The sequence below is a fragment of the Streptomyces sp. NPDC002232 genome (assembly GCF_042890295.1).
In the GTDB taxonomy this organism is placed as follows: domain Bacteria; phylum Actinomycetota; class Actinomycetes; order Streptomycetales; family Streptomycetaceae; genus Streptomyces.
The window spans coordinates 101,059-115,294 of record NZ_JBIARV010000008.1; the positions used below are offsets into that span (position 1 = coordinate 101,059).

At 73.4% G+C, this 14,236-nt stretch carries 11 protein-coding genes; 5 read left to right on the forward strand and 6 right to left on the reverse strand.

Annotation, left to right across the window (positions count from 1 at the left end):
• Positions 1-28: 28 nt before the first annotated feature.
• Entirely contained in the window at positions 29-2,614 is a 2,586-nt protein-coding gene (locus tag ACFYXU_RS34355) for a bifunctional FO biosynthesis protein CofGH (RefSeq protein ID WP_389461528.1), read from the forward strand.
• Positions 2,615-3,347: 733 nt separating this feature from the next.
• Positions 3,348-4,466, forward strand: coding sequence for an ADP-ribosylglycohydrolase family protein (locus ACFYXU_RS34360; RefSeq protein ID WP_389408853.1), 1,119 nt, complete (start codon positions 3,348-3,350; stop codon positions 4,464-4,466).
• A gap of 133 nt (positions 4,467-4,599) precedes the next feature.
• Here ACFYXU_RS34360 and ACFYXU_RS34365 read toward each other — a convergent pair whose 3' ends face one another.
• The gene (locus ACFYXU_RS34365) at positions 4,600-5,382 is read right to left on the reverse strand and encodes an SDR family oxidoreductase (protein ID WP_361394584.1); all 783 of its coding nucleotides are present in this window, start codon (positions 5,380-5,382) and stop codon (positions 4,600-4,602) included.
• A gap of 82 nt (positions 5,383-5,464) precedes the next feature.
• On the opposite strand from ACFYXU_RS34365, the gene ACFYXU_RS34370 reads away from it, so the two are divergent.
• On the forward strand, positions 5,465-6,289 hold the full coding sequence (locus tag ACFYXU_RS34370) for a hypothetical protein (protein ID WP_389408851.1): 825 nt from the start codon (positions 5,465-5,467) through the stop codon (positions 6,287-6,289).
• A gap of 119 nt (positions 6,290-6,408) precedes the next feature.
• Here the strand turns inward: ACFYXU_RS34370 and ACFYXU_RS34375 are convergent, their stop codons facing one another.
• The 3 genes from ACFYXU_RS34375 to ACFYXU_RS34385 all read right to left on the reverse strand — a co-directional run bounded on the left by ACFYXU_RS34375 (position 6,409) and on the right by ACFYXU_RS34385 (position 8,555).
• Positions 6,409-6,609: a DUF397 domain-containing protein gene (locus ACFYXU_RS34375; protein ID WP_041133951.1), complete on the reverse strand. Its 201-nt coding sequence runs from the start codon at positions 6,607-6,609 to the stop codon at positions 6,409-6,411.
• 180 nt (positions 6,610-6,789) lie between these two features.
• The gene (locus ACFYXU_RS34380) at positions 6,790-7,650 is read right to left on the reverse strand and encodes a helix-turn-helix transcriptional regulator (protein WP_329853151.1); all 861 of its coding nucleotides are present in this window, start codon (positions 7,648-7,650) and stop codon (positions 6,790-6,792) included.
• A gap of 206 nt (positions 7,651-7,856) precedes the next feature.
• On the reverse strand, positions 7,857-8,555 hold the full coding sequence (locus tag ACFYXU_RS34385; protein ID WP_329853152.1) for a GPP34 family phosphoprotein: 699 nt from the start codon (positions 8,553-8,555) through the stop codon (positions 7,857-7,859).
• 183 nt (positions 8,556-8,738) lie between these two features.
• On the opposite strand from ACFYXU_RS34385, the gene ACFYXU_RS34390 reads away from it, so the two are divergent.
• Together ACFYXU_RS34390 and ACFYXU_RS34395 are read left to right on the forward strand one after the other, a co-directional pair.
• Positions 8,739-11,222, forward strand: coding sequence for a serine hydrolase (locus ACFYXU_RS34390; RefSeq protein WP_389461531.1), 2,484 nt, complete (start codon positions 8,739-8,741; stop codon positions 11,220-11,222).
• A 420-nt stretch (positions 11,223-11,642) separates the two neighbouring features.
• Entirely contained in the window at positions 11,643-13,328 is a 1,686-nt protein-coding gene (locus ACFYXU_RS34395) for an MFS transporter (RefSeq protein WP_376508370.1), read from the forward strand.
• Positions 13,329-13,397: 69 nt separating this feature from the next.
• Here ACFYXU_RS34395 and ACFYXU_RS34400 read toward each other — a convergent pair whose 3' ends face one another.
• Both ACFYXU_RS34400 and ACFYXU_RS34405 read right to left on the reverse strand, forming a co-directional pair.
• Complete coding sequence (locus tag ACFYXU_RS34400) at positions 13,398-13,847, reverse strand: hypothetical protein (RefSeq protein WP_361394595.1); 450 nt, start codon at positions 13,845-13,847, stop codon at positions 13,398-13,400.
• 13 nt (positions 13,848-13,860) lie between these two features.
• Entirely contained in the window at positions 13,861-14,226 is a 366-nt protein-coding gene (locus tag ACFYXU_RS34405) for a hypothetical protein (protein ID WP_361394598.1), read from the reverse strand.
• Between the last annotated feature and the right edge of the window lie 10 nt (positions 14,227-14,236).

Consider the following 14,236-nt stretch of genomic DNA (forward strand, 5'->3'; position numbering starts at 1 on the left):
GCGGGAGGGGCGCTCGTATGCTCGGTTCATGACGGATCACCAGGCAGGACGACCCACCGAGAACGCCATGCGCCGCGCCCTCAAGCGGGCCAGGGACGGGGTCGCGCTCGACGTCGCCGAGGCCGCCGTGCTGCTGCGGGCGCGGGGGACCGATCTGGACGACCTCGTCGCCACCGCGGGCCGCGTCCGGGACGCCGGCCTCGCCGCGGCGGGGCGGCCCGGGGTCGTCACGTACTCGAAGAGCGTGTTCATACCGCTCACCCGCCTCTGCCGGGACAAGTGCCACTACTGCACCTTCGTCACCGTCCCCGGCAAGCTGCGCCGGGACGGCCACGGGATGTTCATGTCGCCGGACGAGGTCCTCGACATCGCCCGGCGGGGCGCCGAGGCGGGCTGCAAGGAGGCCCTGATCACCCTGGGCGACAAGCCCGAGGACCGCTGGCCCGAGGCCCGCGAGTGGCTCGACGCGCACGGCTACGACGACACGATCGCGTACGTGCGGGCCATGGCCATCCGCATCCTGGAGGAGACCGGGCTCCTGCCCCACCTCAACCCCGGCGTGCTGTCCTGGACCGACTTCCAGCGCCTCAAGCCCGTCGCCCCCTCCATGGGCATGATGCTGGAGACGACCGCGACCCGGCTCTGGTCCGAGCCCGGCGGCCCCCACCACGGGTCCCCCGACAAGGAACCGGCCGTCCGGCTCCGGGTCCTGGAGGACGCCGGGCGCTCCTCCGTCCCCTTCACCTCGGGGCTGCTGCTCGGCATCGGGGAGACCCTGGAGGAGCGCGCCGAGTCCCTCTTCGCGCTGCGCCGGATCGCCCGCGCCTACCACTCCATCCAGGAACTGATCATCCAGAACTTCCGCGCCAAGCCCGACACGGCCATGCGCGGGATGCCGGACGCCGAGCTCGACGACCTCGTCGCCACCGTCGCCGTCGCCCGGATCATCATGGGCCCCTCGGCCTGCCTCCAGGCCCCGCCGAACCTCGTCGACTCCGCGTACGAGCGGCTGATCGCCGCCGGCATCGACGACTGGGGCGGCGTCTCCCCGCTCACCATCGACCACGTCAACCCCGAGCGGCCCTGGCCGCAGATCGAGGAGCTGGCCGCCCGCTCCGCCGCCGCCGGCTTCGAGCTGCGCGAACGGCTCTGCGTCTACCCCGAGTTCGTCACCCGGGGCGAACCCTGGCTCGACCCCCGACTCCTCCCGCACGTCCGCGCCCTCGCCGACCCCGAGACCGGCCTCGCGAACCCCGGGGCACCCGTCCGCGGCCTGCCCTGGCAGGAGCCCGACGAGGCCTTCACCGCCACCGGCCGCACCGACCTGCACACCACCATCGACACCGAGGGCCGCACCGGCGACCGGCGCCAGGACTTCGACGAGGTGTACGGCGACTGGGAGGCCCTGCGCGAGGCCGCCGCGCCCGGCATGGTGCCGGAGCGCGTCGACGCCGACGTCCGCGAGGCGCTCGCCGTCGCCGCCGACGACCCGACGCGCCTCACCGACGCCCAGGCGCTCGCCCTGCTGCACGCCGACGGGCCCGCCCTCGACGCCCTGACCCGGATCGCGAACGACGTCCGCGCCTCGGTGGCCGGCGACGACGTCACGTACATCGTCACCCGCAACATCAACTTCACCAACGTCTGCTACACCGGCTGCCGCTTCTGCGCCTTCGCCCAGCGCCGCACCGACGCCGACGCGTACACCCTCTCCCTGGACCAGGTCGCGGACCGCGCCGAACAGGCCTGGGACGTCGGCGCCGTCGAGGTCTGCATGCAGGGCGGCATCCACCCCGACCTGCCCGGCACCGCCTACTTCGACATCGCCCGCGCGGTGAAGCAGCGGGTCCCGGGGATGCACGTCCACGCCTTCTCCCCGATGGAGGTCGTCAACGGCGCCACCCGCACCGGCCTCTCCATCCGCGAGTGGCTGACCGCCGCGAAGGAGGCGGGCCTCGACTCGATCCCCGGCACCGCCGCCGAGATCCTCGACGACGAGGTCCGCTGGGTCCTCACGAAGGGCAAGCTGCCGACGGCGACGTGGATCGAGGTGATCACGACGGCCCACGAACTGGGCATCCGCTCCTCGTCCACCATGATGTACGGGCACGTGGACCAGCCCCGGCACTGGCTCGGCCACTTCCGGACGCTCTCCCGCATCCAGCAGGAGACCGGCGGCTTCACGGAGTTCGTGACCCTCCCCTTCATCCACACCAACGCGCCCGTCTACCTCGCGGGGATCGCCCGCCCCGGCCCGACCGTCCGCGACAACCGCGCCGTCATCGCCATGGCCCGGCTCCTGCTCCACCCCCACATCCCGAACATCCAGACCAGCTGGGTGAAGCTCGGCACCGAGGGCGCGGCGGAGATGCTGCGCTCGGGCGCGAACGACCTGGGCGGCACGCTCATGGAGGAGACCATCTCCCGGATGGCGGGCTCCAGTTACGGCTCGTACCGCTCCATCCGCGACCTGGAGGCGATCGCGGAGGCGGCGGGGCGGCCGGCGCGGCCGAGGACGACGCTGTACGGGGAGGTGCCGCGGGAGCGCCAGGAGACGGCCCGAGCCTCGGACGGCCACCTCCCGACCCTCCTCCCACTCCTGCCCGAGGCCTGACGGGGGGCTTCGGCGGGGGTGGTGGGCTGCAGCGGCCTCGCGGCCACCTCGCGCGGGGGGCTGTGCCGCCCCGCCGTGCGGTGCCCACCCGCACGGCCGGTGCAGGCCCGCCGCCGTGGCCCCCGTGGGCCCGCGCCGTGTGTGCGCGGCTGCGCCCCGTCCCCGTGCGCCCGCGCCGCTCGTTGCGGGCCTTCGCCCGCGCCCGTGTGGGCCTGCGCCCCGCGCCCGTGCGGGCTCGCGCCCGCCACCCGTCGGGGCCCGTCGCCCGCTGCCCGTGTGGGCAATCGTCCCGCTGGGGCGGGACGGGTGGGCACACGGGACGGCGCCCCTTAGCGGCGCCTCCGCGTCCTGTGCCCTGACCCGCACCGCCCAGTGGCCGTGCACCGGGGTGCGGGTCCGGGCGCAGGAGCCTCTGGCGCCGGCAAGGGCGCCGTCCGTTGTGCCCACCCGTTCCGCCCCTTGCGGAACGCCTGCCCACAACGGGCGGGCGGGCGCGGGCCCACAACGGCGGGGCGCTGCCCACAAGGGACCGGCGGGGGGCGCCGCCCACAACGGGCGGGCGCGGGCCCGCAACGGAGCGCCGGCCCACAACGGGCGGAGCGCCGGCCCACAACGGGGGCGACGGTCAAAAGTGGTCTCGCGGGCGTCCCGCCACATAACGTTCCGCACCCCGATCCGCCACACCCGGTCGATTACAGTGCTGCGCAGACCGCCAACGGGGGGAGTGCACGTCGTGGCCACGACAGCCGCAGCCGTGTGGGGCCGTGCCGAGCAGCAGGACTTCCGGGCCCGGGTCCGGGGCTGTCTCCTCGGCGGGGCCCTCGGTGACGCCCTGGGCGCCGGCGGCGACGGCCTCACGCTCGCGGAGCTGCGCGAGGCCCACGGACCTGACGGACTGACCGAGCCCGTGCCCGCGTTCGGCCGCCGCGGCGCCGTCACCGCCGCGACCCAGATGTCCCTGTTCACGGTCGACGGCCTCATCCGCGCCCAGGTCCGCCGCGACACCGGCGCCTGGCACCCGCCCACCGACGTCCACCGCGCGCACCTGCGCTGGGCCGCCACCCAGCGCGACTGGGGCCCCGACGAGCGCCGCAAGGACAACGGCTGGCTGGCCCGCGAGGAGTGGCTCTACGCCCGCCGCACCCCGCCCCGCGCCTGCCTCACCGGCCTCGGCGACGAGGTCCTCGGCACCCTCGACAAGCCCAAGAACCCGGACGCCGCCGGCTCCGGCGCCCTCATGCGCTCGGCGCCCTTCGGCCTGCTCGTCGGCTGGGAGCCGCAGCTCGTGTGCCAGCTCGCCGTGGAGTGCGCCGCGCAGACCCACGGCGCCCCGGCGGCCGGCCTCGCCGCGGGCGCCCTCGCGGTCACCGTGCACGGCCTCGCACGCGGCGGCTCCGTCGAGGCGGCGGTGTCCCGCGCCCTGGAGCAGGTGGCCGCCCGCCCCGGCCACGAGCCGGTGACCGAGGCGCTCGGCCGCGCCCTCGGAGCCGTACGGGAGGGGGCGCCGGGCGCGGACCGGGTGACGGCCCTGGGGGCCGGTGAGGACCGGGCCGAGGGGCAGCTGGCGGCGGCGGTCTACTGCGCCCTGGTCGGCGAGGACGTACGGCACGGGCTGCGGCTCGCGGTGAACCACGACGGGCCCTCGGCGGTGACGGGCGCGCTCACGGGCGCGCTGCTCGGCGCCCTGCACGGCGAGACGGCGCTCCCGCCGGCCTGGCTGGCCGAACTGGAGGGCCGGGCGACGGTCCTGGAGCTCGCGGACGACTTCTCGATGGAGATGACCCAGGGGGCCGCCCTGCACGGCCCGGCGGAGTCCTCGCCGGGCTGGCTGGCGCGCTACCCGAGGGGCTGATCGGCGCGGGCACCGGCCCGGGAGGGACCGGCCCGTCGGCTCCTGCGGCTCGGTCATGAGGGCGTACGCGTCGGGGCCGTAGGTATTCGCCGGGTCGACGAGCGGCGGGGCGGCGCATCGCATGGCGAGGGGGTCAGCGCATCAGCTCCCCCGCGTTCACCAGCAGCGACTGCCCCGTGATCGCCCGCGCCCGGTCCGAGGCGAGGAAGGCCGCCGCCTCCGCCACGTCCCCGTCCGTCGCGAGCTCCGGCAGCGCCATCCGCTCGGTGAGCCGGGCGAGCACCTCGGCCTCCGGGACCCCCTCGGTGTGCGCGGCGAACTGGACGTACGCCTGCACCGGCGGCCCCCACATCCAGCCCGGCAGCACCGTGTTGACCCGGATCCGGTGCGGCCCCAGCTCGTGCGCGAGCGAGTACATCGCCGAGGTCAGCGCGCCCTTCGAGGCCGCGTACGCCGCCTGCCGCACCTGCGAGGGGGCCGCCACCGCCGACTGCGTCCCGATCAGGACCACCGAACCCCCGCGCTCCTTCAGCGCCGGCAGGCAGGCCCGGGTCATCCGCAGCGTGCCGAGCAGGTTCACGTCCAGCACGCCCTGCCAGGTCGCGAAGTCGGCGTCCTCCAGGCCGCCGAAGTAGGAGTCCCAGGCGGCGACGTGGACCACCGCGTCGATCCCGCCGAAGCGCTCGACGGCGAGCGCGGCGAGCGCCTCGCACTGCCCCTCGTCGGTGATGTCCGTGACCCGGTACGCGGTGGCGCGCCCCTCCGGGTCGATCTCCGCCGCCGACTTGGCGAGGTTGGCCCCGGTGCGGGCGCCCAGGACCGCGCGCCCCCCGTCCCGTACCACCGTCTCCGCGATCCGGTGCCCGAGTCCGGCACCGACCCCCGACACGACGACGGTCTTTCCCTGGAGCAGCATCCGGGACCTCCCTGGGCCTGTTCTTTGATCTGACGGCCCGTCAGAGTAGGGGCAGGCAACGGAGCAGGGAAGGGGCAGGACGATGAGCGACATCGAGACCTACGCGGAACTGGCGTCGGTCGGCCCGTACGGGGTGCACCCCGGCCACGCGCTGATCACCATGGTCGAGCCACACCCGGGCCACGAGCACGCCTACAACCGCTGGTACGAGGACGACCACTACTACGCGGGCGCGATGGCCATGCCCTGGATGTTCGCGGGCCGCCGCTGGGTCGCCCCCCGGGCCCTCCAGGAGCTGCGCGGGCCCGAGAAGTCCGCCGTCGCCCAGCCCGTCACCGCGGGCTGCTACCTCTCCACGTACTGGATCACCGACGGCCGCTACGACGAGCACATGAAGTGGACCGTCGGCATCAACAAGCGGCTCAACCGGGACGCCCGCGTCTACCACGACCGCACCCACGTCTTCACGTCGTTCCAGGACCACGAGGCCACGGTCTACCGCGACGGCGCCGCGGGCCCCCGCGACTTCCACGCCCTCGACCACCCCTACGCCGGGCTCGTCCTCCAGGTCGTCGACACCGAGGGCCCGGAGGCGCGGGACGCCCTCGTGGAACGGCTCCGCTCGCGCGAACTGCCCCGGCGGCTGGCCGGCTCACCCACCGCGATGGTGACGCTCTTCCGCCCGACCCCGCTGCCCGGCGACCGCATGACGTACGTGAAGCAGGTCGAGGGCGTCGACACCCGCCTGACCCTGCTGTGGTTCCTGGAGCGGGACCCGGGGGAGTGCTGGACGGAGCACTACGCCGACCTGGGCACCCTGGGCGGCCCCGACGCCCGGGTGGAACTGGTCGCCCCCTTCGTCCCCACGGTCCCGGGGACGGACCGGTACGTGGACGAGCTGCGCTGACCCCGGCGGACCGGCGGGGGAGGAGCCACCCGGAAAAACAGCCGAGCCCCCTCGGCCAGGACGGCGGACCGGTCGAGAGGGCTCTTGTGTACCGCGTGTGACGGCGTGCGCACCGGGGCTCAGAGGGCCCCGTTGCTCACCTCGCCGACGAAGGCGTTCCACGATCCCGGTCCGAAAGAGAGCGACGGACCCTCGGGAGCCTTGGAGTCGCGCACCGCGATCGCGGCCACCACGGGGGACTTGACCTCGACGCAGGCGCCGTTGCCGCCCGAGTACGAGGACTTCGTCCAGGTGTCCGTACCACCCTGAATAATCGCCATGCTGCTCACTCCGGTTCTGCCGAGTCTCGTGTCTCTCGCCAACGTTCTTGATGGCGTGATCGACGCTACTCGCCGGTCCCGACCGACGGGACCGGCGTTCACACGTCCGAGTGGCATATTCCAACCGTGCTTCCGTGGGAGCGATCACGGGGTGTACGGTGCCTGCCCCGCCGCCGGCTATCAGCCCTGGGCGTGCTTCTTCGCCATCTTCGAGATGAACTCCCGCGTCTGGTCCACGTTCAGCGCCTGCGCCCTGAGGTGCTCGTACATCACCGAGTACTTGCCGACGTCCTGCGCCTTCTCCAGGTACAGATCGCTCGTCACGCCCTCGATGTAGACGACGCTGGAGTCCGAGGTGTCGGGGAACTCCAGGATCGAGTACTGGCCGCTGATCCCCGGATGCGCGCCCATCTCGAACGGCAGCACCTGCACGGTGACGTGCGGCAGGTGCGACTGCTCGATCAGGTGCTCCAACTGCTCCACCATCAGCTGCCTGCTGCCGACGATCCGGTGCAGCGCCCCCTCGTCGATGACCGCCCACAGACGCAGCGGACGCTCCTCGTCGCGGATCCTCTCCTGGCGCCGGGTCCGGACCGTGACCCGCTTCTCGATGTCGGCGGGCGCCGACTCCGGCAGCGCGCCCGAGATCACGGCCTCCGCGTACGAGTGGGTCTGGAGCAGTCCCGGGATGATCTGCGGCTCGTACATCCGCAGGCTCTCGGCGTCCGTCTCCAGGCCGATGTACACGCTGTACGGGATGTCGCCGAAGGCGTGCCACCAGCCCTGCTGGCGGGAGTCCTTGGCCATCTGCATGAGGGAGTCGACCATGCGCTCGTCCTCGACCTCGTACACGCCGCACAGGTCCCGGACGTCACGCTGGCTGATGGAGCGACGGCCGTTCTCCAGCCGACTGATCTTGGACTGCGAGACGAGGAGGCGCTCGGCGACCTGCTCGGCCGTCATGTTCTTCGCCTCGCGGAGCTTGCGCAGCTCCTGGCCCAATCGGCGTCGCCTGACGGTGGGGTTGACGTTGGACGCCACGGAAACTGCACCTCCGGCTGTCTGCTGCGTAGCTGTGAGTATCTACCGCTTGGCAGACTGCCACCAATGGCCGGGTGCGCGCTGGGAAAACCGGACAACGCCCAGGGCAACGCACATGTGCGGGACGGCCGTCCAGACCGTCCCGCACACCTGTGCGGCTCCCGGGGTGGTTCTTCGGGATGGTTCCTGGTGCCTGGCGCGACGGTTCAGTGCGCGGCCGCGCGGGCCATGCTGCCGCGAGGCTGCGCCGGGACACCCGCGGCGCTCCGGCGCGGCTGTGCCGCCGCGCCGTTCTGGACGTCCATCACGGCGTGCGCCACGAGTCCGCCCATCGGGTCGTGCCGGATCAGGTCGCGCAGCCTGGACCGCGACGACCGTCCTTCGTTGCCGGGGTAGAGGTGCTTCCCGAGACCGACCGCATGGGCCAGCGCGGCAAGCGCCGCGGTCCGCGGGTCCGGCGGTACGCCGGTGCGGATCGCACTGTCCAGCCGGGTACGGATCTCCCGACTGATCGCCGTGTCCGTCGCCTGGTAGCGAGTCGTCGGCAACACCCCGCACATCTGGCCCTCCACGGCATGCACCATGCCGCATCGCTCCAGATGCGAGAGATACGTCTGACGGAGCCCCAGCCGGGGCCCGCCGATCCAGTGGACGGCCCGAACCGGGCTGCCACGCCTGCGCAGCAGCTCCAGTGCGGAGTCCAATGTCGGATCTCCGGTCGGCCGTGGCATCACCACGGCGATACGATCCCCGTCAGGGGCTATCCGGCCTGCCAGAGCCAGCTCCACTAGCTGTGCTCCGGCCAGACCGAGGTCGAGCGACTGCGGCTGCGCTGTGGTACCCGTGGTCGGGTCCAGAGCGAGCAGCAGAAGCTCTTCCGGAATGGTTCTGCGGCTCCTGCCCATCCATGCCTCCCCGCGTGGATGAATGACAGGGTGACCCCTCTCACATTCATCTGTCGAGAGTGCCTGGGTGGTTCATCCGGGAACCGGTAGGTATGTCGTTCTCGTCTAGCACGGGAGCCAAGGGGTTCACACAGGACACTGGTAGACGGTTCGGACGTACGTATGACGCATGGAGGAGGCACGGTGGCGGGCGAGTCCCCCGACAGGGCGGAGCAGCAGGGGTCGTCGCAGGAGACGGCGGCCTCGGGCGGCGGCGGCCGGGATCCTCGGCTTTCCGTGCTCCGTGAGTCAGAGTCCGCGACGTCCTCGGCGGTCCGGGTGGACCAGCCGACGGCCGTGTTCAAGACTCTGGCGCCGCGCACGCCGGAGGACGACGAGCCGGCGGCGGAGAAGTCGGCCGCGGAGACGACGGCTGCGGCGGAGAAGCCGGCCGCGGAGAAGTCCGGCGCGGGCGATGCCCCTGTCGCGGACGAGACGGCGGCGGACGCGACGGACGCGGCGGAGCCCGAGGCGGCCGCCGAGCCGGAGGGCGACCGCCTGAAGGCCGCCGTGGCGGCCTGGGTCGCGACGGCGGAGGAGCCGGAGGAGTCCGGGAAGGGCGCCGAGGCGTCGGCCGGCGGCTCCGAGGGGCGGGACGAGCCGGAGCCCGAGGACGACGGCGAGCCCGAGGCCGACGACGAGGCCGACGACGAGGCCGACGACGCCGAGGGCGCGGACGAGCCGCGGGACGACGAGCCCGAGGCCGACGAGGCCGGGGACGAGTCGGACGACGACAGCGAGGCCGGGGACGACTCCGAGGGTGAGCCCGAGGGCGAGCCCGTCGAGGACAAGGCCGCTTCGGCGTCCTGGTTCGCCGCGCGGAAGCCGGCCGCCGACGAGAAGCCCGCGACCCGGTCCGGCGAGGTCTCCGGCGGCTCCGCCGAGGACGCGGCCGAGGACGCTTCCGGCGACGACCCGTCCGGCGGCGGCTCCGCCAAGGCCGCCGTCGAGGGTTCGGCCAAGGACTCCTCCGACGCCGCCGCCAAGGACTCCTCCCCGGACGACGAGCCGGACGACGAGCCGGTCGACCAGCCGACGACCATGTTCAAGATGGTCCGTCCGCCCGTCGTGGACCAGCCGACGACCGCCCTGAAGCTGCCGTCCACGCCCGCCGCGGACTCCGACAGCGAGCGCACCAGCGTCTTCCGCGCGCTGCGGCCCGACATCCCCGCCGAGCAGAAGGCAGAGAAGGCCGAGAACGCCGCCAGGACGGCCCAGGAGGCCGCCAAGGCCCCCGCCGCGCCCGCGCCGGGCTCCAAGGCTCCCGCGCCCGCCCCCGTGGCCTCGCCGGCGCCCGCCGGGCTCGCCGAGGCGGAGCGGACCCGGCAGCAGCCGCTGCCCCCGCTGCCGCCGCTGGACCTACTCGCGGAGCTCACCAACACGCCGCCCCCGCCGCCGACCCCGCTGCGGACCACCGTGCGCCGGCTCCGGATCTGGACCCCGCTGGTCCTGCTCCTCCTCATCGTCTTTGCGATCGCGCAGATGGTCCGCCCGCTGCCCGCGCCCGCGCTGACCCTGTCGGCCGCGCCGACGTTCACCTTCGGCGGCGGCAAGCTCGCCATGCCGTGGCCCGGCGAGGGGCAGGGCGCCGTCGAGGTCGAGGGCGTCGGTTCCATGGGCCTGTACGGGGCGCAGAAGCCGGCCCCGATCGCGTCCGTGACCAAGACGATGACGGCGTACGTGATCCTGCGCGACCACCCGATCAAGGGGAAGCAGCAGGGTCCCGAGATCACGATCGACAAGAAGGCCGCGGACCAGGCCGGGGCGACCCACGAGTCGACGGCCCAGGTCAAGGAGGGCCAGACCTACACGGAGAAGGAGCTCCTCCAGCTCCTGATGATCCCCTCCGCGAACAACGTGGCCCGGCTGCTCGCGCGCTGGGACGCCGGTTCGGAGGCCGCGTTCGTCGAGAAGATGAACGCCGCCGCGAAGGAGCTGGGCATGACCCGGTCCACGTACACGGACCCGTCCGGCCTCCTCGACAGCACCATGTCGACCCCGCAGGACCAGCTGAAGCTGGCGAAGGCGGTCATGCAGTACGACGTCTTCCGCGAGATCGTCAACATGCCGAACCTGACCGTCGACGGCATCCCCGGCCGGATCGAGAACAACAACACGATCCTGCTGGAGCCGGGCGTGAACGGCATCAAGACCGGCTCCTCCACCCCGGCCGGCGGCAATCTGCTCTGGTCGGCGAACACCGTCGTCGACGGCAAGAACCGCCGCGTCCTCGGCATCGTCATGGGCGCCAAGAACGCCAAGATCCTCAACGACAAGCTGGACCTCGCCATCAGCTACAGCCTCAAGCTGATCCAGCAGGCCCAGAAGGACGTCACCTCGGCCGCGGTGGTCAAGAAGGGCCAGCTCCTCGGCTACGTCGACGACGGGCTCGGCGGCCGGACCCCGGTCGTGGCCACCAAGGAGCTCAAGGCGGTCGGCTGGCCCGGCCTCGAGGTCGAGCTGGAGCTCACCGACGGCGGCAAGGCCGTCCCGCACTCCGGCAAGGCGGGCGACATCGTCGGACAGGTGTCGATCGGCACCGGCGCCGGCAAGGTCAGCTCCCCGGTCGCCCTCTCGGCGGACCTGGTGGAGCCCGGCTTCGACAAGAAGCTCACCCGCGTGGGCTGACGGCCGGCCCCCAGCGGCCACCCGCTCGGCCGGGCGCCCCGGAAGCCCCGGGGCGCCCGGCTGTTAGCGTCTCCGGGGGACGAGAGGCCCGCCTGACCGCGCCGGAAGCGGGGCGGGCGGCGGGCGCGCAGCACACGGGCAGCACGGGAAAGGGCCGCAGTGACCACCGCCGAGCCGACACGCGCCGACCGCGCGGACTCCGACCCCGACGTCTACCGTGAGCCCCATGACGCTCCTGACACCGGGGACGGCGAGGGCCGCCCGCCCACGGATACCGACCCCGCTTCGCTCTCGCGAATAGTGCTGCCGACCCAGCGGCCCGCGCCCGCGCCGGCCCCCGGACCCGTCCCGGCACCCTCCGCCCCGGCCGCCGCGCCCGCGCCCGCCCGCGCCCCTCGGCGCAAGCGCCGCTACACGGTCATGGCGGCCACCGGACTCGCCGCCCTCACGCACGTCCTGTGGTTCTTCTTCTTCGCGAACAGCGGCGGGGACCTGGCCGCGCAGGACGCCTGGGCCGAGTTCGTCGGACGGCACCCGGACTCCGCGTACAACCTCGCCTGGTACGGCGGGATGCACCCGGTCTCGTACAGCGTGGTCTCGCCATACCTGATGTCGGTGCTCGGCGTGCGCAGCACCATGATGGTCGCCGGGACGCTGTCGGCCGCCCTGACCGCGCTGATCCTGGTGCGGGTGCGGGCGGTCCGGAACCCCCTGGTCTGCTCGGTCGCGGCCGTCTTCGCGTTCCTCTGCAACGCGCTCTCCGGCCGGGTGACCTTCGGCCTCGGCATGATGTTCGCGCTCGGCGCGGTCGCCGCCGTCTTCTGCTGGCCGCACCGCTGGCGCTACCGGCGCTGGGCGAAGGCCGCCGTCGCCGCCCCCCTCGCCGGCCTGGCGACGGCGTGCAGCCCGGTCGCCGGACTGTTCCTCGGGGTCGCGGCGGCGGCGCTCTTCCTCAACAAGCGGCGCCCCGGCGCGTACGCCCTCGGCCTCGCCCCGGTGGCGGTGGTCGCCCTCTCCTCCTGGCTCTTCCCCTTCTCCGGCACGCAGCCGATGGCCTTCGGCTCGACGGCCCTCCCGCTGCTCTTCGGGATCCTGACCTTCGTCCTCGTCCCCCGGGACTGGCGCACGGTCCGCACCGCCGCGGCCGTCTACACCATCGGCACGTTCCTGACCTGGCTGATCGACTCCCAGATCGGCTCGAACATCTCCCGGCTGCCGATGCTCTTCGCGGGCGTCGTGCTGCTCGCCGCCCTGCCGTACACCGCGCCCCGCTCACGCCGCTGGTACGCGCTGCTGCTCGCGTTCGCCGGGCTGAACTTCTGGATCGGCTTCAAGGGCGTCGACGACGTCATCCGCACCGCCCCGGACGCCTCCTGGGCCCGTGAGCTCGCGCCGCTCGTCAACCAGCTCCAGGTGCGGGACGCGGGCAAGGCGCGGGTCGAGGTCGTCCCGGCGTCCAGCCACCGCGAGTCCTCCGCCCTCAGCCCGTACATCAACCTGGCGCGCGGCTGGAACCGGCAGGCCGACATGGAGCGCAACCCGCTCTTCTACGACGACACCCTCAACGCGGTGAACTACCAGGAGTGGCTCGACCGCTGGGCCGTCCACTACGTCGTCCTGCCCACCGGCGCCCCCGACTCGGGCGCCGAGCGGGAGGCCAAGCTGGTCGGCGAGGGACTGCCGTACCTCCACCAGATCTGGTCGGACGCGAACTGGCGGCTGTACGAGGTCGAGAACCCGACCCCGCTGGCGGACCCGCCCGCCCAGGTGCAGAGCGCGGAGGAGAACGAGGTCGTGATCCGGGTCGACAGCCCCGGCCGGGTCCTCATCCGCGTCCCGTACTCGCCGTGGCTCGCCCTCATGGACGAGAACGGCGGCAAGATCGAACCGCCGCAGGAGACCGAGGCGTCGAAGACGGCCCGCGAGGAGTCGGAGACCGAGCTCCCGAAGGTCTTCGCGAACGAGGAGGGCTGCCTCTTCAAGGCGGAGCCGGACGCCGAGGGCGACGAGTGGACGGAGCTCGTCGCCCCGAAGGCGGGCGTCTACCGCCTGGCGGCCCCGTACAAGCTGTCACGGGGCACGGCCTGCCCGGAGGAACTGCGCTGAGCGGGACGGGGTCCCTCGCGCGGCGCGGGTCCCTCAGGCCGCACGTGTCCCTCAGGCCGCACGTGTCCCTCACGCCGCGCGCGGCCCCCGCCGGTAGGCCGCCATCATCCGGCGCATCGCGAAGGCGTGGGCCCCGCTGCTGATCACGAGCAGCCGGTAGAGCCGCCCGGCCACGCCCGGGAAGACGGCGCGGGTCTCGGCGCGCAGCCGCGAGCGGCCGTCGGAGAGCGCCTCGATCCGGTAGACCAGCGCGTACGTGGAGAACAGGTGCCGGCCCCGGAGCGCGAGCTCCCGGCCCGGCTCGAACCCGGCCACCAGGAACCCCGGGAACGCGGATCCCCCGTCCAGCGGCCGGGGCCCGCCCGCCGCCACGGGATCGGCCCGCACGAGCCGCGCGTACCTCGCGCCGGCCGCCCCGGAGAGCGACCGCTCCACCTGGACGAGCAGCCTCCGCCACAGCTCCTCGGGCCCGGAGTCGACGAGGACGGTGTGCTCGTCGACGAACGGCAGTCTGTCCATGGTGCGCCCCGTCTCAGGCCAGGTCGGTCAGGTCGTCCGCGTACACCTGGGAGAGCGGCTGCGGGCCCACGTACTGCTGGCAGTTGCACGCGCCGGGCTCGTACCGGACGGGCTTCTTGTTCTCGTCCCAGGCCGTCGGCACCTCGACCCGCTCGTGGCAGCGGCCCTTCCGGTCGTGCTTCGCCAGGTGGTGCGTGCACCCGCACACCGGCTCCGGCGCCTTGTGCACGGCCTCCAGGGCGAGACGTTCCTGCTTGGACGCCTCCAGGACCTCCATCTTCCGCTCGTGCCGGTGGCGCAGCGCGGTGCGGACGTTGTCCGCCGCCCAGCCGAGGCCACCGGTCCAGAAGAGGATGAGGACCCACCAGAACCATTCCATCGTCCACCCC

Excerpts from the sequence above, each read along its gene's own strand:
- ACFYXU_RS34355 (WP_389461528.1), top strand. The coding sequence starts at position 29 with ATGACGGATCACCAGGCAGGACGACCCACCGAGAACGCCATGCGCCGC.
- ACFYXU_RS34365 (WP_361394584.1), bottom strand. The coding sequence starts at position 5,382 with ATGCTGCTCCAGGGAAAGACCGTCGTCGTGTCGGGGGTCGGTGCCGGA.
- ACFYXU_RS34395 (WP_376508370.1), top strand. The coding sequence starts at position 11,643 with ATGGCGGCCACCGGACTCGCCGCCCTCACGCACGTCCTGTGGTTCTTC.
- ACFYXU_RS34385 (WP_329853152.1), bottom strand. The coding sequence starts at position 8,555 with ATGGGCAGGAGCCGCAGAACCATTCCGGAAGAGCTTCTGCTGCTCGCT.
- ACFYXU_RS34405 (WP_361394598.1), bottom strand. The coding sequence starts at position 14,226 with ATGGAATGGTTCTGGTGGGTCCTCATCCTCTTCTGGACCGGTGGCCTC.
- ACFYXU_RS34400 (WP_361394595.1), bottom strand. The coding sequence starts at position 13,847 with ATGGACAGACTGCCGTTCGTCGACGAGCACACCGTCCTCGTCGACTCC.
- ACFYXU_RS34370 (WP_389408851.1), top strand. The coding sequence starts at position 5,465 with ATGAGCGACATCGAGACCTACGCGGAACTGGCGTCGGTCGGCCCGTAC.
- ACFYXU_RS34375 (WP_041133951.1), bottom strand. The coding sequence starts at position 6,609 with ATGGCGATTATTCAGGGTGGTACGGACACCTGGACGAAGTCCTCGTAC.